The 21,277-nt window shown below is 61.8% G+C and carries 20 protein-coding genes; 10 read left to right on the top strand and 10 right to left on the bottom strand.

Annotated features, from left to right (window positions below; genetic code table 11):
- Positions 1–36 precede the first annotated feature (36 nt).
- Positions 37–273 (top strand): hypothetical protein, encoded by a 237-nt coding sequence (locus AB4N64_RS18905; RefSeq protein ID WP_460117396.1) that lies wholly within the window; start codon positions 37–39, stop codon positions 271–273.
- A gap of 5 nt (positions 274–278) precedes the next feature.
- Here the strand turns inward: AB4N64_RS18905 and pdxH are convergent, their stop codons facing one another.
- The 5 genes from pdxH to dinG all read right to left on the bottom strand — a co-directional run bounded on the left by pdxH (position 279) and on the right by dinG (position 8,181).
- Positions 279–926 (bottom strand): pyridoxamine 5'-phosphate oxidase, encoded by a 648-nt coding sequence (gene pdxH / locus AB4N64_RS18910; RefSeq protein WP_460117397.1) that lies wholly within the window; start codon positions 924–926, stop codon positions 279–281.
- 24 nt (positions 927–950) lie between these two features.
- Positions 951–2,048 (bottom strand): OmpA family protein, encoded by a 1,098-nt coding sequence (locus tag AB4N64_RS18915; protein WP_460117398.1) that lies wholly within the window; start codon positions 2,046–2,048, stop codon positions 951–953.
- Positions 2,049–2,161: 113 nt separating this feature from the next.
- Entirely contained in the window at positions 2,162–3,307 is a 1,146-nt protein-coding gene (locus AB4N64_RS18920; RefSeq protein WP_460117400.1) for a serine hydrolase domain-containing protein, read from the bottom strand.
- Between the two features lie 153 nt (positions 3,308–3,460).
- Complete coding sequence (locus tag AB4N64_RS18925) at positions 3,461–5,941, bottom strand: beta-agarase (protein WP_460117402.1); 2,481 nt, start codon at positions 5,939–5,941, stop codon at positions 3,461–3,463.
- Positions 5,942–6,036: 95 nt separating this feature from the next.
- Positions 6,037–8,181, bottom strand: coding sequence for an ATP-dependent DNA helicase DinG (dinG, locus tag AB4N64_RS18930; RefSeq protein WP_460117403.1), 2,145 nt, complete (start codon positions 8,179–8,181; stop codon positions 6,037–6,039).
- Between the two features lie 366 nt (positions 8,182–8,547).
- Between dinG and AB4N64_RS18935 the strand changes: the two genes are divergently transcribed.
- Positions 8,548–9,012, top strand: coding sequence for a CopD family protein (locus AB4N64_RS18935; protein WP_460117404.1), 465 nt, complete (start codon positions 8,548–8,550; stop codon positions 9,010–9,012).
- Positions 9,013–9,383: 371 nt separating this feature from the next.
- Here the strand turns inward: AB4N64_RS18935 and AB4N64_RS18940 are convergent, their stop codons facing one another.
- The 4 genes from AB4N64_RS18940 to AB4N64_RS18955 all read right to left on the bottom strand — a co-directional run bounded on the left by AB4N64_RS18940 (position 9,384) and on the right by AB4N64_RS18955 (position 12,065).
- Positions 9,384–10,142, bottom strand: coding sequence for a collagen-like protein (locus AB4N64_RS18940; RefSeq protein ID WP_460117405.1), 759 nt, complete (start codon positions 10,140–10,142; stop codon positions 9,384–9,386).
- Positions 10,135–10,413, bottom strand: coding sequence for a DUF1145 domain-containing protein (locus tag AB4N64_RS18945; RefSeq protein ID WP_460117406.1), 279 nt, complete (start codon positions 10,411–10,413; stop codon positions 10,135–10,137). The genes AB4N64_RS18940 and AB4N64_RS18945 overlap by 8 nt, the downstream gene beginning before the upstream one ends.
- 147 nt (positions 10,414–10,560) lie before the next feature.
- Positions 10,561–11,280 carry an OmpA family protein gene (locus tag AB4N64_RS18950; RefSeq protein WP_460117407.1) on the bottom strand — a complete coding sequence of 240 codons (720 nt, stop codon included), beginning with the start codon at positions 11,278–11,280 and terminating at the stop codon, positions 10,561–10,563.
- 89 nt (positions 11,281–11,369) lie between these two features.
- Positions 11,370–12,065, bottom strand: coding sequence for an OmpA family protein (locus AB4N64_RS18955; protein WP_460117408.1), 696 nt, complete (start codon positions 12,063–12,065; stop codon positions 11,370–11,372).
- A gap of 189 nt (positions 12,066–12,254) precedes the next feature.
- Here AB4N64_RS18955 and AB4N64_RS18960 point away from each other — a divergent pair, with 189 nt between their 5' ends.
- From AB4N64_RS18960 to AB4N64_RS18975, 4 genes are read left to right on the top strand one after another with little or no spacing between them, the layout of a single operon-like run.
- Positions 12,255–12,752, top strand: a complete 498-nt coding sequence (locus tag AB4N64_RS18960; protein WP_460117409.1) for a DUF6231 family protein — start codon at positions 12,255–12,257, stop codon at positions 12,750–12,752.
- 4 nt (positions 12,753–12,756) lie between these two features.
- On the top strand, positions 12,757–13,233 hold the full coding sequence (locus AB4N64_RS18965; RefSeq protein ID WP_460117410.1) for a YchJ family protein: 477 nt from the start codon (positions 12,757–12,759) through the stop codon (positions 13,231–13,233).
- Positions 13,234–13,279: 46 nt separating this feature from the next.
- The gene (locus AB4N64_RS18970) at positions 13,280–13,774 is read left to right on the top strand and encodes an LEA/WHy family protein (RefSeq protein WP_460117411.1); all 495 of its coding nucleotides are present in this window, start codon (positions 13,280–13,282) and stop codon (positions 13,772–13,774) included.
- Positions 13,771–13,986, top strand: coding sequence for an SEC-C metal-binding domain-containing protein (locus tag AB4N64_RS18975; protein ID WP_460117412.1), 216 nt, complete (start codon positions 13,771–13,773; stop codon positions 13,984–13,986). The genes AB4N64_RS18970 and AB4N64_RS18975 overlap by 4 nt, the downstream gene beginning before the upstream one ends.
- 184 nt (positions 13,987–14,170) lie before the next feature.
- Here AB4N64_RS18975 and AB4N64_RS18980 read toward each other — a convergent pair whose 3' ends face one another.
- Positions 14,171–14,728 (bottom strand): cysteine hydrolase family protein, encoded by a 558-nt coding sequence (locus AB4N64_RS18980; protein WP_460117413.1) that lies wholly within the window; start codon positions 14,726–14,728, stop codon positions 14,171–14,173.
- Positions 14,729–14,899: 171 nt separating this feature from the next.
- On the opposite strand from AB4N64_RS18980, the gene AB4N64_RS18985 reads away from it, so the two are divergent.
- The 4 genes from AB4N64_RS18985 to AB4N64_RS19000 all read left to right on the top strand — a co-directional run bounded on the left by AB4N64_RS18985 (position 14,900) and on the right by AB4N64_RS19000 (position 21,240).
- The gene (locus AB4N64_RS18985) at positions 14,900–17,350 is read left to right on the top strand and encodes a penicillin acylase family protein (protein ID WP_460117414.1); all 2,451 of its coding nucleotides are present in this window, start codon (positions 14,900–14,902) and stop codon (positions 17,348–17,350) included.
- A gap of 193 nt (positions 17,351–17,543) precedes the next feature.
- The gene (locus tag AB4N64_RS18990; protein WP_460117416.1) at positions 17,544–18,566 is read left to right on the top strand and encodes a ligase-associated DNA damage response exonuclease; all 1,023 of its coding nucleotides are present in this window, start codon (positions 17,544–17,546) and stop codon (positions 18,564–18,566) included.
- Entirely contained in the window at positions 18,563–20,251 is a 1,689-nt protein-coding gene (locus AB4N64_RS18995) for an ATP-dependent DNA ligase (protein ID WP_460117418.1), read from the top strand. The genes AB4N64_RS18990 and AB4N64_RS18995 overlap by 4 nt, the downstream gene beginning before the upstream one ends.
- A gap of 206 nt (positions 20,252–20,457) precedes the next feature.
- The gene (locus tag AB4N64_RS19000) at positions 20,458–21,240 is read left to right on the top strand and encodes a transporter substrate-binding domain-containing protein (protein WP_460117420.1); all 783 of its coding nucleotides are present in this window, start codon (positions 20,458–20,460) and stop codon (positions 21,238–21,240) included.
- Positions 21,241–21,277 lie beyond the last annotated feature (37 nt).

Genomic DNA, 21,277 nt, shown 5'->3' on the forward strand with positions numbered 1-21,277 from the left:
TTTGGCCGAATATGCGCCGCTCAACCAGGGAATGCCATGGATTACTTCATCATTGTCGTCACCACCGTCGCCGGTCTGTATTTCCACTGGTGGATATACGTAAGGATCAAACGCTGGATGGACCGTGATCTCGCGCTGTCGCTGGCAGGTGACGACGAGCATAAGAAACTCTTCATGCTCCAGCAACTGGCTAACGCCCAGACACAGAAAATCAAGCGTCGAGACCTGCCCCAATGGCTGGAAGCCGCTGCGGCAGACTATCCCGGTCGGTAGACTGCCTAGGGTGCCAGACGTTCAAGAATCCAGTCGGCGCCCTGCGCACGGTAGTTTATACGATCGTGCAGACGGCTCGAACGGCCCTGCCAGAACTCGATGCGTTCCGGCAGCAGGCGATAACCACCCCAGTGTTCGGGGCAATGAGGCTGCGTATCGCTGAAGCGTTGCTCGGTGCTCCTGAGCAACGCTTCGAGTTCGCCACGATCGGCGATCACCCGACTTTGCGGAGAAGCCCAGGCACCGAGGCGGCTGCCCAGTGGCCGGACCTGGAAATAGGCATCCGACTCCTCGGGCGTAACCTTCATCACCCGCCCTTCAATGCGCACCTGGCGCTCCAGGGCCGGCCAGAAGAAAGTCATGGCCGCAAACGGGTTCGCGGCCAGGTGCTGACCTTTGGCGCTCTCGTAGTTGGTGAAAAACGTGAAGCCCTGCTCGTCCAGGCCCTTTAGCAGAAGAATGCGGCAATGCGGCCGGCCGTCCGTGTCGACGGTGGCCAGGGTCATGGCATTGGCTTCCACCGGCGCCTGCTCGGTTTTCACCGCGTCGGCAAACCACTGGTGGAACAGCGCAAACGGCTCGGCCGGGGCTTGCGCCTCGGTCAGGCCATCACGGGTGTAATCGCGACGCATATCAGCCAGGCCCTGGGTCATGGCGCATTCCTTTTGATTAACGAATCACTTTTTTACCGCATCAGCAGCGGCGACTTTCTTGTCAGTGGTGGCCGCCTTGGCCGGCGTGGTCTTTTTCGCGGGCGCTTTAGCCGGCGCTTTCTTGGCGGGTGCCTTGGCAGCGGCTTTCTTGGCCGGCGCCTTTTTCGTGGCTGGCACGTCGGCTTTCTTCGTGGCTGGTGCCGGAGTGACAGGCTTGGCCACTGGCTTGACGTCCTGGGCCGCAACCATTTTGACCGGTGCCGGGGCTGGCATGTTGTATTTGCTCAGCAGCGCGACCATGGTGTTTTGCGGTGTCACCAACATTTCAACACGACGGTTAAGGGCACGGCCCTCTACGCTGTCGTTGGCCGCACGCGGAGCGTCGCTGCCCATGCCGCGCAGCATCAGGCGATCACGCTGCAAGCCACTTAGACGGAAGATTGCCGCCACCGCTTGCGCGCGTTCCTGGCTGAGTTTCTGGTTGGCTGCAGCGACACCCGACGTGTCGCTGTGGCCGAGGACCAACACCGCGGTTTTCGGATCAACTTCGAGAATTTTCGCCACGCGAGTGAACGGGCCCAGGGTCACTGGCAACAACATCGCCGGACGGTCCGGGTTGAACGAGCCTTCGACCGGCGCGGTGATCACCAGCACATCCTCACGGCGCTCCAATTCCAATTTGCTGTCCTTGATCGCGGTTCGCAAGCGCGGCTCGTAATCGTCGAGCCAGGCCTGGGTCACTTTCGGGTCGGGCATCGGCACAGCCTTGGCCGTACTCTGCTCTTTGCCACCGAAAGGCCACCACCACTTGCCACTGGACTCGGCCTCGGCCTTGGCCACTTCCACCGGTTTGGCTTCAGGTTTTACCTCGGGTTTCTTGTCCAGGGCCTCTTCGGAACCAAACGGCCAGTACCAAGGGTTGGAGCTTTCGGCCTTCGCCACCGGGGCTGCGGCAACCGGTTTTACCGGGGCCGGAGCAGGAGCCGGCTCTTTCGACGCGACTTTGTCCGAGGAGCCGAACGACCACCAACTGCCGCCGTCGGAATCATTTTTTGGGTTCTGTGCACAACCGGTGACTGCGACGCACAGGGCCATTGCGAGGGTGGTTTTATTGAATGACATTGGATATCCACAAAAAAGTGATCATGAAAAACAGGCCGGCAGGACCCGGATAAACAGACGATTGGAGAACATAAAGGCCTCCGGGTTCCGGCCCTGGAACCCGTGAGCGTGTTTTACAGACAAGTGGCCAGTACCCGTGCGAGTTTCTGCGCGCGCGGATCCATCAAAACGTATGGCCCCAGCGTGTTGGTAACAAAACCGAAGGCGACATCGTGTTCCGGGTCAGCGAAACCGATGGAGCCACCGGCGCCCGGATGGCCAAACGCCCGCGGACCAAGCCCGTAGGTTGCGTTGGGCACGTCAGGCTGATCGAGCATGCATCCCAGGCCAAAACGGGTCCGGGTCAATAAAGTCTTGTCCTCACCGATGCTGTGTTCGCGGGTCAGCTCCTCGAGCATTTCGCTTTCCAGCAGGCTGCCATCGAGCAATCCCGCATAAAAACCGGCCAGGCTACGCGCGTTGCCGTGGCCGTTGGCCGCCGGTTGCTGCATACGCCGCCACTCGGGCTTGTTGGTGCTGGTCAGGACCGATGGCGGGTTGGTGAAAGCCCGCGTGGTCATGGCCGTCGGTTCGCGCATCGTCACTTGCAGCAGGCGCTGGGCTGCGGCGTCGCCGACATTGCCCTTGCCACGGGCGATGTGGGCCACACGATGGAATTCCTCATCCGCCAGACCGACGTGAAAATCCAGCCCCAGGGGTTTGGCCACGCGGGCCACGATTGACTCTCCGGGTCCGCGATTGTCGGCACGACGCAGCAACTCGCCCACCAGCCAGCCATAGGTGATGGCGGCATACCCGTGCGCGGTTCCCGGTGTCCACCAGGGCGTCTCGGCGGCCAGGGCATCGACCATGGTTTGCCAGTCGTACAACGCCTCCGGGGCCAGCAGCTCGCGCAACGCTGGCAGGCCGGCCTGATGGCAGAGCAACTGGCGCAGGGTCACCGACTCCTTGCCGGCCGCCGCGAACTCGGGCCAATAGCGGGCAACCGGCGCGTCGAGTTGCAGCTTGCCTTCGGCGACCAGTTGCAGAGCGGTGACAGCCGTAAAGGTCTTGGTGCAGGAAAACAGGTTGGCGATGGTGTCGCTGTGCCAGGCCTCCAGACCGTCCTTGTCGGCAGTACCGGACCAGAGATCAACGACCGTTTCGCCGCCAACCTGGATACACAGCGCCGCACCACGCTCCTGGGGATCGTCGAACAACGCGGCAAACGCTTCACGCACCGCTTCGAACCGGAGTTCGTAATGACCCTGAATCTGCACCCTGCCTTCCTCGGACATACCTTGAACAAACTGGCCGGCATTGTTCCAGCCATTGAGGGTTTTGGGAACAGGGTTGGGCTGGGCGGTCGGTTTGGGGGTGGGGTTGTGATCGTTCCCACGCTCCGCTGGGAACGATCAGATCGGTTTCAGGCCTTAATGCCCATTCCCCGAATGCCCGCCGGCATGCCCTGCCCCCTTGGCCTCGCCCTGGCGCCCCCCCTCGGCATCATGACTGGCCTTGTCCGCTTCGGATTTGAGCTTTTCTGCCTCCTTGCCCAACTGATCGACGGCCGCCAGGTTGGCTTTGCGCACGCTGTCGACAAAGCCCTGGAACGGAATATCGGTAATGCCTACCAGGCCAAAGTGTCCGTTCTCGCCATCCAGCAGGCGACCAGTTACCGGTTGGTCGAGGTACTGGAACCAGTGCACGCCGACAATCGACGGCTCGCTCAGCGCCTGCTTGAGGAAATGGGCGTAAGCCGGTCCGCGATCTTCCTCCCTGGACAACTGCGTGACGCCGCCCCAGAACGGACCGCGATCGGCCGAACCGAAATTGAACTCGGTGATCAGCACCGGCTTGTCGAGGCTGCGCAGGCTGGCGAAGTCATAACCGTCCTGCGGTTGCAGGGTATACATGTTGAAACTCAACACGTCGCAATACTTCGCGCAGGATGCCACGGCTTCCGGGGTACTGACGGCGAAGCGACCGCCCAGCAACAACTGGTTCGGGGCGTGCCATTTCAGCGAGTCGGAGATGGTCTTGAAGTACGTTTCGGCGAAGACCTTCTGGAAATACTTGAAGTCGTTTTCGATTTCCGGGTGCTCAGCGCTCGGCAGTGGCGGTTCGAAACCGGGGTCTTCCATCAACTCCCAGGCGGGCAGTTCTATACCCCAGGCTTTCGACAGGCCAGCCTGGTTGCGGTACTTATCGCGCAGTTGCTTGAGGAATGCCCGTTTGGCCGGGACGTCGGTGGTCAATTTCAGGGTGCCATAAGCCAGCGCGTAACGGGCTTTGGGATCATCGCCGGGCCCCGCCCAGGCCAGTTCGTTGTCGGCGAAGTAACCGATCAGCCATGGATCGTCACGATGATCGCGAGCGGCGATCGCCACGGCACGCTCGGTGGCCATGGCGAAACGCGGGTCGAACGGATCCGGCATCCCACCCCACCAGTCGGCTCCCGTGCTGATGCTGGCGTAATCGCCGACGATGGACAGCGGCAAGGTGTAGGGCACGCGATCGGCGTTGCCCAGCACCGGAGCGCTCCAATTGCCAAGGGTGTTGAAACCCCAGGCTTGCAGGCGATCCAGGGTGTCGCTGGCCCAGCGCTTTTGATCAATCACGGCGGTGCAGGGCTCAACCGATTTGGCGCGGCTCGCGTCCTCGGCGCCCGTCCTGGCGGCTTCGGCCACACCGGATTCGCTGGCGGACGGGACCACAGGCTGCTCGACAGCTTTCTCGGTGGACGCTTGCACCGCATCGGCCTTGGCCGCTTCGGCGACCCCGGCCTTGGTGTCACTGGCCGGCGCGCAAGGGTTGCCATACAGGCGCTGCAGGTTGGCGCCGTAGAAGTCATACCAGCGGCCTGCGTTGTAACCACGGCCCTGGTCGGCGCCATTACCGCCCTGGTTGTTGCCCTCCCCGTAATGACTGGCCAGTGGCTCGTCAGGTTTGGGCAGCGATTCGAACATCCACTCGCGGCCGGCAACGTAGGTCTGGTTGACATCCGGCGCTACGGTGTTGACGCCCAGCGAATAGAACGGGTGCCCTTCCGGCGTCACCAGATACCAGCGGCCCTCGCGTTTTTCACTGCGGAAAAAACCGCTGGCGTGAAACGTCGGGCCTTTGGTCCAACCGCCGAACTTATCGAGCGCAGCCTTCTGACGCTCGGCCAGCCATGTCCCGATCTGTTGCTGATCCTTGGCGAGGGCGCTTTTGAGCTGCTCGTCGCTGCTGATTTTTTCCGGCCACCGGGCCCGGGTCGATTGCCCGTAGATATCCACCAGTGCGCCGTAGGCAGCTTGAATCACGGCCTCGCCATCCTGCACCCCGAAACGTTCCAGCAGGATGCTCTGCGCAGCTTTGGGTTGATCCATCGACAGGCTTACCGACACCACCTGACTGCGATCCAGTTCACCGGTACTGCTGGCGAGCAACACGCGCTGGCCGTCAATGGTCATCGGCATGGGTGGACCGGCCTTCATGCCCAGGTTCAGCGGCGTACTCGGTTGCAACGGCACCAGCAGCGTCTGCGCCGGGCCGGCTGGCAGGTCGACGCGACTGACCAATGTCTGGCCATTGTTACTCTGGATTTTCACGTAGACGGTCACGGCCCAGTTCATCGCGCTCTGGATCCGCAGGCTCATCATCCCCGACTGCGACCAATCCCAGGCCCCGGTTTGCGGCGTCAGGCGCAGCGTCGGTTGCGCCGCCGGATTGAATGTAACCCGCCGCAGCACCTCGCCTTCCGGCGTCTGCTCGGCATTCGATTGCGGCAGGCTGGCGTCCTGAGTCACCACCTGTACCACATCGGCGGGACGGACAAAGTTGAACAGCGTCTGCTGGCCGGCTGATGCCGCCCAAACGGGGGTGGCAAGGAGTACGGCGAATACAGCGGGCAACGAACGGCGGATCATAAGAACGAAGTTCTCCCTAACGACCCATGAAGGCCAGTGGAAAAGCGATGACAGAGAGATAGACAACACGGCGGGCAGATTTGCCCACCGGGTCTTCAGGAAATTTCACGACGGAAAGGCGGCAATGCATTGAGGATGGCTTTGCCATAGCGTTGGGTGACCAGGCGCCGGTCGAGCAAGGTAATGGTACCCCGGTCTTCTTCCGTACGAAGCAGGCGGCCGCAGGCCTGGACCAGCTTCAGCGAGGCGTCGGGCACGGATATTTCCATGAACGGATTGCCGCCCCGCGCTTCGATCCATTCGGACAATGCCGCTTCGACCGGGTCATCGGGCACCGAAAACGGGATTTTGGCGATGATCACGTGCTCGCAGTAGGCGCCAGGCAGGTCGACACCTTCGGCGAAACTCGCCAAACCGAACAGCACACTGGAATCGCCACCATCGACCCGTGCCTTGTGCTTGTTCAGGGTTTCCTGTTTGGACAGGTTGCCTTGAATGAACACTTGCTTGCGCCAGTCACGGTCAAGGCCATCGAACACGTCCTGCATCTGTTTACGCGAGGAAAACAGCACCAGCGTACCGCGTGAACCTTCCACCAACTCCGGCAGGTCGCGAATGATCGCTGCGGTGTGCGCCGCCGCATCACGGGGGTCGGCGTTGAGGTTCGGTACTCGCAGCACGCCGGCGTCGGCATGGTGGAAAGGGCTTGGGACCACTGCCGTCACGGCCTTCTTTGGCAGGCCAGCGCGCATGCGGAAGCGGTCGAAGGTGCCGAGTGCCGTCAGGGTTGCCGAGGTCACCAGCGCGCCATAGGCCACGTTCCACAGGTTGCGCCGCAGCATCTCCGCCGCGAGGATCGGGCTGGCGTTGACCTCGATGTCAAACAGCGAACCGCTTTCGGCCAGGGTCAGCCAGCGCGCCATTGGCGGGTTGTCTTCCGGGTCTTCGACGGTGAACGCGGTCCACAACTCCCAGTTGCCCGAGGAACGGGACAACAGGCTGCCGAACAACGGATACCACTCTTCGGCCTGATTACTGGCGATGCCAATGTTGACCTCGCCGTCCATGCCTTCCTTGAGCAGATCGGTAAGCCGGGTGAACAGGTCGGTCAAACGGGCAAAGCCCTTTTTCAGTTCGATGCCCATCTCGCGCATGTGCTCGGGGATCACCCCACCGGTGAAGCGATGACGCGGTCGCTCTCGGCCCTCGACGTCTTCGCCGGGCTTGAAATCGGCAACTTGTTCGCACGCGGTAAACATGAATTGTTGTTGGGTCTTGATCTCCCGGGCCAGCTCCGGCACCTGTTCGATCAACTTGCCCAAGTCGCCGGGCAACGGGTGTTGCGCCAGCAGCTTGGTGAGGTTCTTGGCGGTGGTCTCCAGCCAGTCGGCCGTGGAGCGCAGGCGCGTGTAGTGGGCGAAGTGGCCGATGGCCTTGTCGGGCAGGTGGTGACCTTCGTCGAACACGTAGAGGGTGTCGCGCGGATCGGGCAATACCGCGCCGCCGCCCAGGGCCAGGTCGGCCAGGACCATGTCGTGGTTGGTGACGATCACGTCGACCTTGCCCATGCCTTCGCGGGCCTTGTAGAAGGCACACTGGCCAAAATTCGGGCAATGGCGATTGGTGCACTGGCTGTGATCGGTGGTCAGGCGCGCCCAATCGGCATCTTCCAGGGCGTTGGGCCAACTGTCGCGATCGCCGTCCCATTTATTGCCCGCGAGCTTCTCGATCATGCTGGTAAACAGCTTTTGACTGGCCTCATCCACCTCGATCTTGAAGCCTTCTTCCTCGAACAGCTGCGCCGTGGCGGTTTGCGCATGGCCTTCCTGGAGCAACATGTCGAGCTTGGACAGGCACATGTAGCGGCCACGGCCCTTGGCCAGCGAAAAGCTGAAGTTCAGCCCACTGTTGCGCATCAGGTCTGGCAGGTCCTTGTAGACGATCTGCTCCTGCAGGGCGACGGTCGCGGTGGCGATCACCAGGCGTTTACCGGCGGCCTTGGCGGTCGGGATCGCGGCCAGGCTGTAAGCCACGGTCTTACCGGTACCGGTGCCGGCTTCCACCGCGACAACCGCGGGTTCGCCACTGCGCCGGCCTTCGTCGTCGGTGTCGATATCACCGAGCACCTTGGCGACTTCGGCGATCATCAGGCGCTGGCCGTAGCGCGGCTTGAGGCTCTTGGCTTCGAGAAAACGCGAATAGGCGCCCTGGATCGTGGTTTTGAGTTCAGTGCTGATCATGAATTGTCGGGCGCTAAAAACGCTGGATAAATTTTCAGTGGTTTTGGGGGCGTTCTCCACTGATTTCCCCGCCGCGTTGTCGCCTTAAAACGGGCCAGGCAAGGCGCAGGCCGCGGGGAATGGTTGCTCCCTTTCCAAGGCCTGCAACGCAGCCTGGCCCTTTTTAAGGCACAACCCGAAGGGCCGGGTCTGCTGTTGCGCAGGGCTGCGTTGCTCGAAGCTTATTTGGAATGACCAAACCACGCTTCTCGCGCCTTGCCCTGCACAACAGCAGACCCGGCGCGACGGGGAAATTAGTGGAGAACGCCCCCAAATCGGTCGCTATCATACCCCGCTAATCAATCCCGCGCAGAACGGAGTACCCGAATGACACCTTTTAGCCTGGTCTACACCCTGCATGTCCTGTCCGCCCTGGTCTGGGTCGGCGGTATGTTCTTCGCCTGGATGGTCCTGCGCCCCGCCGCCGTGAAGGCCCTGGAAGGCCCTGCCCGACTGAAGCTGTGGGTAGAAGTGTTTCAAGGTTTTTTCCGCTGGGTCTGGGTCGCGGTCGTGCTGCTGCCGATCAGCGGCGTGGGCATGATCCATCTGCAATACAGCGGTTTCGAGGCAGCGCCGCGTTATGTGCAGATCATGATGGGGCTGTATCTGGTGATGACCGCGTTGTTCATCCGCATACAGGCGTTGATGTTGCCAGAGCTGCGTACGGCAGTGGCGGCACAGGATTGGCCGGCAGGCGCGGCGGTGCTGGGGAGGATTCGCCGCTTGGTGGGGATCAACCTGATTGTCGGTTTGGTGCTGGTGGCGATTGCCGCGGCCAGACCGACCTTCTAATACCGCCCCCCTGTAGGAGCGAGCTTGCTCGCGATGGACGACCAGACACCGCGGGGTGTCAGGATCCAGCGTCATCGTTGACGACCATCGCGAGCAAGCGCGCCGATTTTGATTTCTGTAGGAGCGGACTTGTCCGCGATGGTGGTCGGGGCACCGCGGGGTGTCAGGTGGCCAGCGTCATCGTTGACGACCATCGCGAGCAAGCGCGCCGATTTTGATTTCTGTAGGAGCGGACTTGTCCGCGATGGTGGTCGGGGCACCGCGGGGTGTCAGGTGGCCAGCGTCATCGTTGACGACCATCGCGACGGTTCGACGCCTCGACAAGCCCGCTCCCACAGATCCAGCCTTCCCAGACAGGTACACCCCGCGGATTACAACCGCTGCACCGTCACCGAACCCGCAGCGCCCGCCACGCCAGGCTGTCCATCCACCCCTGGTTTGCCGTTCTTGCCACCATCGGTCTTGTAGATCAGGCAGCCCTTGGCCTTGCCACCCGCCCCCGGCTTGCCGCCAGCCCCGGCCAAGCCGCCGGCACCGCCGTCGACCTGAACCTTGATCCGCTCGGCCGGGTAATCCTGCGGCAGGGCCAGGCGAACGAGTGCACCCGGCGCGCCCGGTTGCCCGTCACTGCCGTTGCTGCCATCGGACCCGCGACCCGCCTGCCCCCAGGTGCAGCCCGGAGCCTGGCCATTGGCGCCATCGAGCCCGACAAACCCCGGAGCCCCGGTACCGCCACGGGCATCAACCGACAGCAGCGGCGCGTCCAGCGTCTTGATCTGCAGATTCAGATTACGCCCTGCCCGGGCCGCCTTCTGATAAGTACCCGGAGCGCCACGTGCGGTGATCTGACTGCCCTCGGACAGCTGCGCGCGATTGACCTTCAATTCAAGGGCGTTTTCGCCGGGCACAATGGCAATCCGCGCCTCACGCCCCAGATGCAGTTCATCCACACTGACTTCGGTGACATTGGAAGGCACCAGCAAAGTACCGTAATCGGCCACCTCCAGGCGCTCCAGCTTCAACGTGCTGGTGGCGTTGGGCAGGCGCATCAGGGAGTTGGTTTCGACGCTGACCACCTGGGCACAGGCGAACGGGCTGATAAGTGCGGCAAGCAGACAGAGTTTACGCATGGGAAGCCTTAGTTTCGGCGGGCGCCGGAATGGTTTGCAGGTGAAAAACACCAAAAAAGAGGATCTTCAGTCGATCGCGCCAGGGGTGGGTACGACCGCGAAGGCTGCGAAAACAGAATACCGCCTCGAGAAGATGAAGGGCCGCCAGCAAGCCGCCGGCCAGATTGACCAGTACGTGCAACGGATAGACAAAGGGGGTCAACACATTGACCAGCACCACCGCCCAGAACAGCAGGGTCAACAGCTTCCCCAGCCCCCAGAACACCTTCATACGCTCCTCCGGTGAGAATTATTCTTTTGCGCACAGTAACGGCTTCCACGCGGGATAAGCCAGAGGGCAATGGAAAATACTTCATGAAGATTGCACGATGGCCGTCGAATCGCCTGTAGGAACGATCCGACGGCTCTAGCGCGGGCCTCAGCGATTGAGGTGCAATTCCACCCGGCGATTTTTCGCCCGGCCCTCGTCCGTTTCGTTATCGGCGACCGGTTCGCTCTCGCCGCGACCTTCACTGGTGATTTTCTCCGGCGCAATGTGCATGCCCAAAAGGTAAGCCGCCACGCTGCTGGCCCGGCGTTCGGACAGCGCCTGGTTGTAGGCGTCAGAACCCTTGCTGTCGGTGTGCCCGATGATCTTGATGGTCTTCACGTCAGGGCTTTGCAACCTGGGCATCACTTGATCGAGTTGATCCTGGGCCGCCGGCGTCAGGTCGGCCTTGTCGAAGGCGAACAACACGGCACCGGCATCGCTCAGGGTGATGACTTCCACAGGAGCAGGCTCGGCCGGTTTCTGGCTGGCAGGGTATTGCGGCAACGGGCAGCCGCGATGATCGACTGGGGTGTTGGACGGTGTGTCAGGGCAACGATCGCGCCGATCGAATACGCCGTCTCCGTCTTCGTCACCGTCCTGGGCGTAGCAGATAAGGCCGCCGCTCAAGATGCCGAGCGCCGCACCACCCGCCGCCCACCCACCACTTTCAATGGCGCCCAAGCCGCCACCCACCAGCCCGCCGATGAGGCTACAGATCGGCCAGGTGCGTTGGTTGAGGGGGGCAGTGCCATCGCTGTGAGTGGCGCAACCGGTCAGCAGGCTGCCAAGCAGCATGACCGGCAAGACGGTCCGAATGAGTACGCTCATATGGAAAGCTCCTGTGTTACCGGCCGATGCCGGCTACACAGGAGTAAAGACCCGCATCCGCGACTGCACAAGCCGCGGATGCGAGGGGTTCAGCGGTTGATTTTGATTTCCGTGCGACGGTTCTGTGCACGGCCGTCAGCGGTTTTGTTGTCGGCTACCGGCTGGCTCTCACCCGCACCGGTCACAGACACGAAACTGCTGCGTGGCACACCACTTTCGACGAGGTACTCCACCACCGAATGTGCGCGGCGATCCGACAGTTTCTGGTTGTAGGCATCGCTGCCGACGCTGTCGGTGTGACCGGTCACGGTCAATTGAGCGCTGCTGTTTTCCTGTTTCAGGCGAGTGGCGACCTTATCCAGGACTTGTTTGTCAGCACCCGTGAGGGTGGCTTTGTCGAACTGGAAGTGAACATCACGGATGACAATGGTTTCTTCCTTGACCACAACCACTTCTTCAACCACTGGCGCAGGCACAGGTGGTGGGCAGCCATCGGCATCGACTTTCACGCCTCGAGGCGTACCCGGGCACTTGTCACGGCTGTCCGGCACGCCATCACCGTCCTCGTCGCCATCACCATGTACCCAGCAATAAGCTGCGGCCGTACCGCCAACCAGCAGGGCACCGTAGCCGGCCCAGGCCGAGCTCTCCGTCGCGCCCAGCCCCGCGCCCACGACACCGCCGACAGCCGCACAGGTCGGCCAGTCGGTTTTCTGCAAACCTGCGCAACCAGTCAACACACTGGTTAGCAGAACCAAGGGTAGTGCTGTCCGAACTATGCTCATCTAGTTTTCTCCTGAAGGATCGGCTTAGAACCGATTCAGGGAGTAAAGACCCGAGTTTTAATCTCCGCCAGCAATAGGCCATTGCAGTTTTGTCCCGTATTCACGGCAGGTCGCCCCATGTGGCGTCTGGCCGCTCTATATCTGGGCCTTTGGGCGCGCTAGTCTTGGCATTCTGATTGAGGATCTTTGATGACTGCAGCAATCTCTTCGCGCACGCCGCAGCAGGCGCTGGCCGCTTTGCTTGATCGTTATGCCCCGCTGCGCCTGTTGGTGATCGGCGCCAGCGAGTTCCCGGCGCTTGAGGCCTTCCGGCTCGCGCACCCGGATACCTGCATTGCCCACGCCGCGCCCGGACCGTTGCCGGCCGAACTGGCAGCACGTCGTTTCGACCTCGCGCTGGTGGTCGATTGCCTCGAACATTTACCCAAGCGCGACGGTCTGAATCTGCTCGGGGGGATTCGCAACCTCAATGCCAGTCGCCTGGCGGTGATCGCCGATGTGTCCGCCAGCGGCTGGCAGGACACCGACTTTTTCTCCCTGGCCCTGCAAGCCAGCGAACGCTTCCAGCGCGACGAACAGGTGCTGACCTTGTTCACCTACGATCTGCTTGATTACAAACAAGTCCCCGACTGGCTCAACTCTCGCTTCTGGGCCAATCCGGAAAACTTCGGGAAATACTGGTGGTAACGCAATGAGTACATCCATTTGCCCTTGTGGCAGCGGCACACTCCTCGACGCCTGCTGCGGCCACTTCCACGCCGGCCACCCGGCCCCCTGCGCCGAGGCCTTGATGCGTTCGCGCTACAGCGCCTACGTATTGGGCCTGGTCGATTACCTGGTGGCGACCACTCTGGCCGCACAACAGTCGGGACTGGACCGACAATCGATCAGTGACTGGAGCGCGCAAAGCACCTGGCTGGGTCTTGAGGTCGAAAGCTCCGAGGTGTTCGGTGGTCAACCGGAACACGCTTTCGTGACGTTCACTGCACGCTGGCATGACGGCAGCGGTGAACACAGTCATCGCGAGCGTTCTTCATTCGTGCAAAACGCCGGGCGCTGGTACTTCATCGATCCCACCGTGACGCTCAAGGCGGGCCGCAACGATACCTGTCCCTGCGCCAGCGGGCAGAAGTTCAAGAAATGCTGCGCGGGGTATTTTGCCAGTTGAGTGATCGATGACGAACTAGACTGGGGCTCAAGGGAGACATGCCACCATGATCAGCCATCGGTTCGCACAGTTGTTGTTCACCTTGCCCCTGCTGCTTGGGCTTGGCGGCTGCGCGTCGTGGTTCGGCGACGACGCGCCGGACCCTGCGGTGCACCTGGTCAAGGTCGAAGTCGTCCAGGCCAGGCTGATGCAGCAACGCTTCGAGCTGTATTTTCGGGTGGACAACCCCGCGGACAATGACCTGACCGTCCGGGGTCTCGAATACCGCATACACTTGGGCAACATTTTGCTGGCGGAAGGCGAGCACGAGCACTGGTTTACCGTGGGCCCAAAGCGCAGCGGATTTTTCAAGGTGCCGATTCGCACCAACCTGTGGCCCAAGGTGCGCGAACTGGTGAAACTGCTGGAAAAATCCGACCAGGCCATCCCCTATCGACTGGAAGGTGAGCTGGAAACCGGTTTATTCATCGCGCACTACGTGCACCTGGCGCGCAATGGCGTGATAATCCCCGCCGATTTAATTCCGGAGCACACCCGATGACCCAGCAACCCCACGTTCATGGCCCTGATTGCAACCACGATCACGATCACGACCATCACCATGATCACGACCATGGCCACGTCCACGTCCACGGCCCGCACTGCAACCACGCTCCCCAGGAGCCTGTACGCAACGCCCTGAAAGATGTCGGTCGCAACGACCCTTGCCCTTGCGGCAATGGCAAGAAATTCAAGAAGTGCCACGGGGCTTGATGCTTCGGGCCGAGGATTGCTTCGCCGGTTAGACCGCTATCGCGGGCAAGTAGAATCGTCGCACCGCCGCTCCCACAGGGTTCGGTGTTAATCAAAGATTTTGTGTACACCATCAATCCCTGTGGGAGCGGCGGTGCGACGATTCGACTTGCTCGCGAAGGCGGCCTGACAACCACCACCACATTCAGACAGCAGCCAAAATCTGCGCAGTTCCCACCACCGTCGCATACTCCCCGTGCAAATTCCCCAACGACATCGCATGCACTTCCTCAGCGCTGCGTAGCTGGCCGAAGTAATCCGCCTTGTCGAAGGTAAAGCACGCATCGTGCGCCACCCACGCGTCAAACCCCAGGTTCCCGGCCGTTCGCGCAGTGGCCTCCACCGAGTTGTTCGTCGCCACACCGACGATGACCAACTGCTCGATCCCCGCCTCGCGTAAGCGAGCCTCCAGCCCGGTAGCACAAAAAGCATCCGGCACCTGCTTCTGGATCAGTTGCTCACCCGCCAGTGGCGCAAAGCGCGGCTGGAACTCCACCCCCGGCTGCTGCGGCCAGAACACCGAATCGGGCGAACGCGACAAATGCTGCACATGAAACAGCGGCCGCCCGGTACGCCGCCAAGCCCCGATCAGTTCCAGCATGCGCTCTTCAGCCTGGGGATTGTTTCGCCGCCCCAGCCGTGGTTCCAGAATGCCTTTCTGCTGATCGATGATGATCAGTGCTGCGTCAGCCTTGAGTTCCATGCCGATTTCCCCACGCAAGGTCTTGAATGTCCGGCACTTGAGCACCAACCCCCGCCACAGGCAAGCATTCGTCCGACAAATCCTGAAATAACCCGCTGCCCCGCTTGCGCGGTCACCTCCTGCTCACTAACGTAGCGCCTTTACTGACGCTACCCCCGCAGGAGCCTTGCCATGGCCTCGCCAGCCCTTACACATTTTCTTCCCCGGTTCGGCGTTGCCGCAGCAGTGGCCGGTGTCCTGAGCCTCAGCGGGTGTCAGACTTTCAACGCCCAGGACAGCCTGGTGCCCGCTGTTGGCGTGCAACCGCTCAAGGGCCTGGCGCAGAACGTTTCGGTGCGCCGCAATGCCATGGGCATGCCGCTGATCGAAAGCAACAGCTTCCACGATGCGCTGTTCGCCCTCGGCTACGTGCACGCCAGCGATCGCATCACGCAAATGGTCACCCTGCGCCTGCTGGCCCAGGGTCGTTTGGCGCAAATGTCCGGTGCCGATCTGCTCGACGCCGACCGCTACATGCGCGCCGTTAACCTGAAGAAAAGTGCCGATGAGCTGTACAAGGCCTCTTCGCCGCGGCTCAAACGCTTCTTCGAGGTGTACGCCCGCGGGGTCAACGCCTACCTGTTCCGCTACCGCGACAATCTACCGGCAGACCTCGCGACCAGCGGCTACAAGCCCGAATACTGGAAACCTGAAGATTCGGCGCTGATCTTCTGTCTGCTCAACTTCAGCCAGTCGGCGAATTTGCCCGAGGAAATCGCCTCACTGGTACTCGCCCAATCGCTGACTACCGACAAACTGCCATGGCTCACGCCGTCCGCCCCTGACGAAAAACTGCCAGACGCCGAAGCGGAAAAACTCAAGGGCCTCAAGCTCAACGGGGCAATTGCTGGACTCGCCGAACTCGACAAAGCCACCGGCCAACTGTCCAGCCTGAATCTGCTGGGTGCCACCTCGTCCAACAACTGGGCAATCGCGCCGCAACGCAGCCGCAGTGGCAAGAGCCTGCTGGCCAGCGACAGCCACGGCCCGTTGGGCGTGCCATCGTTGTTCAGTTACGTGCAGATTCGCTCACCGAAGTATCAGGCTTCCGGCGTGACGATTGCCGGTTTGCCGATGGTACTGGGTGGTTTCAACGGCAAGGTGGCGTGGAGCACCGCGTCGGTCATGGGCGACAACCAGGACCTGTTCCTGGAAAAAATCCGACGCCAGGGCAACAGCTTGACCTACGAAGCCGGCGGCAAATGGCAACCGGTGATTGTTCGCAACGAAACCTATTTCGTCAAAGGTCAGCGGCCAATCCGCGAAGCGGTGTATGAAACACGCCACGGCCCGCTGCTCAACAGTGCCCAGGGCACCGCGTTGGGCAACGGTTTCGGCCTGGCCTTGCAGACGCCGAGCTTTGCCGATGACAAATCCCTGGATGCATTTTTCGACCTGTCCCGGGCGCAGAATGTCGAGAGAGCGTCGGACGCCAGCCGGGAAATCCGGGCGATCACGCTCAACCTGGTGTTCGCCGACGCCAGCAACATCGGCTGGCAAGTGACCGGCCGCTACCCCAATCGCCGCGAAGGCGAAGGCCTGCTGCCCTCGCCGGGATGGGAAGGACGCTACGATTGGGACGGTTACGCCGATCCGATGTTGCACCCCTACGATCAGGACCCTGCCCAAGGCTGGCTCGGCACAGCCAACCAGCGCGTGATTCCTCACGGCTATGGCATGCAGTTGTCCAACTCCTGGGCGGCTCCGGAGCGTGGTGAGCGCCTGGCGGAACTGGCCGGCGTGGGCAAACACGACAGCCGCAGCGTGATCGCCATGCAATATGACCAGACCACCACTTTCGCCGCGAAACTCAAGCAGATGTTCAGCGCACCGGGCATGGCCCAGCCGCTGAAACAGGCGATCGAGGCCTTGCCGGAAGCGGATCGTGGCAAGGCTCGCGAAGCCTTGGGCCGGTTGATGGCGTTCGACGGCAAGCTCACACCGACCTCCGCCGATGCGGCGATTTACGAGCTGTTTCTGCAGGAAAGCGCCAAGCAGATATTCCTCGATGAGCTCGGCTCGCCAACCAGCCCTGCGTGGAAAGCCTTCATTGCCAATGGCAAGTTGTCTTACGCCGCCCAGGCCGACCACCTGCTTGGCCGCGAAGACAGCCCTTTCTGGGATGACACCCGCACACCACAGAAAGAAGACAAACCGGCCATTCTCGCCCGCAGCCTGGCGGCGGCCATCAGCGCCGGCGACAGCCAACTGGGCGGTGATCGCAGGGCCTGGCAGTGGGGCAAGTTGCACCGCTACGAATGGAAGAACGCCAGCGGCCAGACCGTGCGTGGCCCCGTCGCCGCCGGCGGCGACCACACCACGCTGAACATGGCGGCGTTCGCCTGGGGTGAAGACTTCAACACCACGCAGGCTCCGGCCATGCGCTTTATCGTCGACTTCGGCCAGGCCGAACCGCTGATGGGCCAGAACGGAACCGGCCAATCCGGCAACCCGGCCAGCCCGCACTACCTCGATAGCGTGGACCCGTGGCTCAAGGGCCAATACATGAGCCTGCCGATGCAACCGCAGAACTTCGACAAGGTGTACGGGACGAAGCGGCTGACGTTGACGCCTGGTAAGTGAGCTGTACCCCCCCTTCTGTGGGAGCGGGCTTGCCCGCGATAGCGATGTGTCAGCGACGAATATGTTGACTGACCTAACGCTATCGCGGGCAAGCCCGCTCCCACAGGTGCAGCACAGTCACCTGAAAATCCCGATAGAACTTCCCGCCCCACCCCCGCCTCTTAGCTAACAAGTCCTCCATCGTGGTCACTCCATGGACCTTGTCATCGCACGTCCCGAAGGTTTGTACTGCCCGGCCGGGGATTTCTACATCGACCCGTGGCGGCCGGTCGAGCGCTCGGTCATCACCCACGCCCACGGCGACCACGCTCGCAGCGGCAACCAGCACTACCTGGCCGCCGCGCCCGGCGAGGGCATCCTGCGTGCGCGACTGGGCCAGGACATCGACCTGCAAACCCTGGCCTATGGCGAACAGTTGCAACATCACGGCGTCACCTTGAGCTTCCATCCCGCTGGCCATGTGCTCGGCTCAGCACAGGTACGCCTGGAATACGGCGGTGAAGTCTGGGTGGCCTCCGGTGATTACAAGATCGAACCGGACGGCACCTGTGCTCCGTTCGAACCGGTACGCTGCCACACCTTCATTACCGAATCGACCTTCGGCTTGCCGATTTATCGCTGGCAACCCCAGGCAGAAATTTTCGCCGAGATTAATCAGTGGTGGCAGGCCAATGCCGCCCAGGACAAGGCCAGCGTGCTGTTCTGCTACTCGTTCGGAAAAGCCCAGCGGATTCTCCACGGCATCGATGCCAGCCTCGGCCCGATCCTGGTGCATGGCGCCGTCGAGCCACTGAACCGTGTGTATCGCGAAGGGGGCATCCATATCCCGCCGACGATCTACGCCGGCGAAGTCCAGAAAAACGATCCGATGATGCGCAAGGCGTTGGTCCTCGCGCCGCCTTCGGCGGGGGGTAGCACCTGGATGCGCCGTTTCGGCGACTACAGCGATGGTTTTGCCAGTGGCTGGATGCGCCTTCGCGGTACACGGCGCCGACGTGGCGTGGACCGCGGCTTTGTGCTGTCCGACCACGCCGACTGGCCCGGTCTGCTCTGGGCCATCGAGCAAACGGGCGCCGAGCGGGTCATGGTGACCCACGGATCGATTGGCGTGCTGGTCCGCCACCTGCGCGAGCAGGGGCTCGATGCGCAGGGCTTCAACACCGAATACGGTGACGATGAAGAAGAACAGTCAACCACCGCCGAGGCGCTGCCATGAAAGCGTTTGCCGAGCTGTACGCCGACCTCGACGCCACGACGTCGAGCAACGCCAAGCTTGCGGCAATGCAGCGCTATTTTGCGCACGCCGCGCCTGAAGACGCCGCCTGGGCGGTGTACTTCCTGTCGGGTGGCCGACCTCGGCAACTGGTGCCCGTGCGCGTCCTGCGCGAGCTGGCGGTCACCTACTCCGGCCTGTCGCCGTGGCTGTTCGAGGAGAGTTACCAAGCGGTGGGCGATCTGGCGGAGACCATCTCGCTGGTCCTGCCCGAGGCACCTCATAGCTCCACCGATGGATTGGCGCTGTGGATCGAGGAAAAACTGCTGCCGCTGCGCGGTGAAACCCCTGAAACACTTGCCGAGCGCCTGCCCTCGCTCTGGGCACAATTGGATCGCCCGAGCCTGATGCTGTGCATCAAATTGATCACCGGCAGCTTTCGTGTGGGTGTCTCCAAGCTGCTGGTCACCCGCGCCCTGGCGGCGATGGCGCAGTTGGACAGCAAACGCGTGGCCCAGCGGCTGGTCGGCTACACCGACCTGTCAAACCGTCCGAGCGCAGCCAGTTACCTGAAGCTGATCGCCGCCGAATCCGTCGACGAACATGCCCAGCGCGGCGGCCAGCCCTACCCGTTTTTCCTGGCACACGCGCTGTCGCAACCCGTCGAACAGTTCGAAGCCCTGCTCGGCCCGGCCAGCCAGTGGCAGGTGGAATGGAAGTGGGACGGCATCCGCGCCCAGGTGGTCAAGCGCGAGGGGCGGTTGTGGGTCTGGTCGCGCGGTGAAGAGTTGGTGACCGAACGCTTTCCCGAATTCGACAGCCTGGTCCATGGCTTGCCCGACGGCACGGTGATCGACGGAGAGATCGTGGCGTGGAAAACCACCCGGCCCGAAACCGAGGACGCCTTCGATCCAGCGGCGCCGTCCGCACCCGCCGTGCAACCGTTCGCCCTGCTGCAGCAGCGCATCGGCCGCAAGACCCTGGGCAAAAAGATCCTCGACGAGGTGCCGGTGGTGGTTCTCGCCTACGACTTACTGGAATGGCAGGGCGAGGATTGGCGCAACCAACCTCAAGCCAAACGCCGCGCGCAACTGGAACAGGTCATCGTCCAGTGCAATAACCCGGTGCTGCTGCCTTCCCCCGTGCTGACCGGCGAAGACTGGTTCGACCTCGCCCGCCAACGTGAAGCCTCCCGCAGTCTCGGCGTCGAGGGCATGATGCTCAAGGCCCGCGACGCGCTGTATGGCGTTGGCCGGACCAAGGACATGGGCACCTGGTGGAAATGGAAGGTCGACCCGTTCAGCGTCGATGCGGTGCTGATCTACGCCCAACGCGGCCATGGTCGCCGCGCCAGCCTCTACAGCGATTACACCTTCGCCGTGTGGGACGGTCCGCCCGACGCCAGCGAACGCACACTGGTGCCTTTTGCCAAGGCCTACTCGGGGCTGACCGACGCAGAAATGCGCCAGGTCGACAGCATCGTGCGCAAGACCACGATCGAGAAGTTCGGCCCTGTCAGCAGCGTCAAACCCAGCCTGGTGTTCGAGTTGGGCTTCGAAGGCATCGCCCTGTCCAAGCGCCACAAGAGCGGCATCGCCGTTCGCTTTCCCCGCATGCTGCGCTGGCGTCAGGACAAGACCATCGAAGAGGCTGACAATCTGGGGACGTTGCAGGATTTGTTGGCCTGACCGCCGACATCCCCACCCCAAAACGGTGCACCCTATTCACGACGCCCATTTTCGTGCACTAATCCCATCCGGCAATTTCCTGAAAAGCCTTTTAAACGCTTGTTCGCCACTCTGGTTCGGAAATTGCTACTTTCATTAGGTCTTACGCTTCCAGTAACAATAATTCTGCGCCACAAGCGCTCATATTGGTTCTTAGGGATTGAATAATGAAAAAAGCATTGCTGACCCTGTCTGCACTGGCGTTGTGCGTAACGGCTGGCTCCGCGCTGGCCAAGGAATACAAGGAATTGCGTTTCGGTGTTGACCCTTCCTACGCGCCATTCGAGTCGAAAGCGGCTGACGGCAGCCTGGTAGGTTTCGATATCGACTTGGGTAACGCGATCTGCGCCGAGCTGAAGGTCAAGTGCAAGTGGGTCGAGAGCGATTTCGACGGCATGATTCCGGGCCTCAAGGCCAATAAATTCGACGGTGTGATCTCGTCGATGACCGTTACCCCTGCCCGCGAAAAAGTCATCGACTTCTCCAGCGAGCTGTTCTCCGGCCCAACCGCCTACGTGTTCAAGAAAGGTTCGGGCGTCACGGCAGACGTCGCCTCGCTCAAGGGCAAAACCGTCGGCTACGAGCAAGGCACCATCCAGGAAGCCTACGCCAAAGCCGTGCTGGACAAGGCCGGTGTGAAAACCCAGGCCTACCAGAACCAGGATCAGGTGTATGCCGACCTGACCTCCGGCCGTCTCGACGCCGGGATCCAGGACATGCTGCAAGCCGAACTGGGCTTCCTCAAGTCGCCGCAGGGTGCCGACTATGACGTCAGCGAGGCAGTCGACAACGAACTTCTGCCTTCCAAAACCGCTGTCGGCATTAAGAAAGGTAACACCGAGCTGAAAGCGCTTTTGGATAAAGGTATCAAAGCGTTACACGATGATGGCACCTACGCCACCATCCAGAAGAAACACTTTGGCGATCTGAATCTGTACAGCGGCAAATAATGCCAGGCGCCCATCTCGCGATGGGCGCTTTTTTCTT

Source organism: Pseudomonas sp. S2_C03 (assembly GCF_054668405.1).

Bases quoted from the DNA above. Each gene is read 5' to 3' on its own strand.
- AB4N64_RS18905 (WP_460117396.1), top strand. From the start codon at position 37: ATGGATTACTTCATCATTGTCGTCACCACCGTCGCCGGTCTGTATTTC.
- dinG (WP_460117403.1), bottom strand. From the start codon at position 8,181: ATGATCAGCACTGAACTCAAAACCACGATCCAGGGCGCCTATTCGCGT.
- AB4N64_RS18995 (WP_460117418.1), top strand. From the start codon at position 18,563: ATGAAAGCGTTTGCCGAGCTGTACGCCGACCTCGACGCCACGACGTCG.
- AB4N64_RS18925 (WP_460117402.1), bottom strand. From the start codon at position 5,941: ATGATCCGCCGTTCGTTGCCCGCTGTATTCGCCGTACTCCTTGCCACC.
- AB4N64_RS19000 (WP_460117420.1), top strand. From the start codon at position 20,458: ATGAAAAAAGCATTGCTGACCCTGTCTGCACTGGCGTTGTGCGTAACG.
- AB4N64_RS18965 (WP_460117410.1), top strand. From the start codon at position 12,757: ATGAGTACATCCATTTGCCCTTGTGGCAGCGGCACACTCCTCGACGCC.
- AB4N64_RS18955 (WP_460117408.1), bottom strand. From the start codon at position 12,065: ATGAGCATAGTTCGGACAGCACTACCCTTGGTTCTGCTAACCAGTGTG.
- AB4N64_RS18950 (WP_460117407.1), bottom strand. From the start codon at position 11,280: ATGAGCGTACTCATTCGGACCGTCTTGCCGGTCATGCTGCTTGGCAGC.
- AB4N64_RS18990 (WP_460117416.1), top strand. From the start codon at position 17,544: ATGGACCTTGTCATCGCACGTCCCGAAGGTTTGTACTGCCCGGCCGGG.
- pdxH (WP_460117397.1), bottom strand. From the start codon at position 926: ATGACCCAGGGCCTGGCTGATATGCGTCGCGATTACACCCGTGATGGC.
- AB4N64_RS18970 (WP_460117411.1), top strand. From the start codon at position 13,280: ATGATCAGCCATCGGTTCGCACAGTTGTTGTTCACCTTGCCCCTGCTG.
- AB4N64_RS18960 (WP_460117409.1), top strand. From the start codon at position 12,255: ATGACTGCAGCAATCTCTTCGCGCACGCCGCAGCAGGCGCTGGCCGCT.
- AB4N64_RS18915 (WP_460117398.1), bottom strand. From the start codon at position 2,048: ATGTCATTCAATAAAACCACCCTCGCAATGGCCCTGTGCGTCGCAGTC.
- AB4N64_RS18945 (WP_460117406.1), bottom strand. From the start codon at position 10,413: ATGAAGGTGTTCTGGGGGCTGGGGAAGCTGTTGACCCTGCTGTTCTGG.
- AB4N64_RS18940 (WP_460117405.1), bottom strand. From the start codon at position 10,142: ATGCGTAAACTCTGTCTGCTTGCCGCACTTATCAGCCCGTTCGCCTGT.
- AB4N64_RS18980 (WP_460117413.1), bottom strand. From the start codon at position 14,728: ATGGAACTCAAGGCTGACGCAGCACTGATCATCATCGATCAGCAGAAA.
- AB4N64_RS18975 (WP_460117412.1), top strand. From the start codon at position 13,771: ATGACCCAGCAACCCCACGTTCATGGCCCTGATTGCAACCACGATCAC.
- AB4N64_RS18985 (WP_460117414.1), top strand. From the start codon at position 14,900: ATGGCCTCGCCAGCCCTTACACATTTTCTTCCCCGGTTCGGCGTTGCC.
- AB4N64_RS18935 (WP_460117404.1), top strand. From the start codon at position 8,548: ATGACACCTTTTAGCCTGGTCTACACCCTGCATGTCCTGTCCGCCCTG.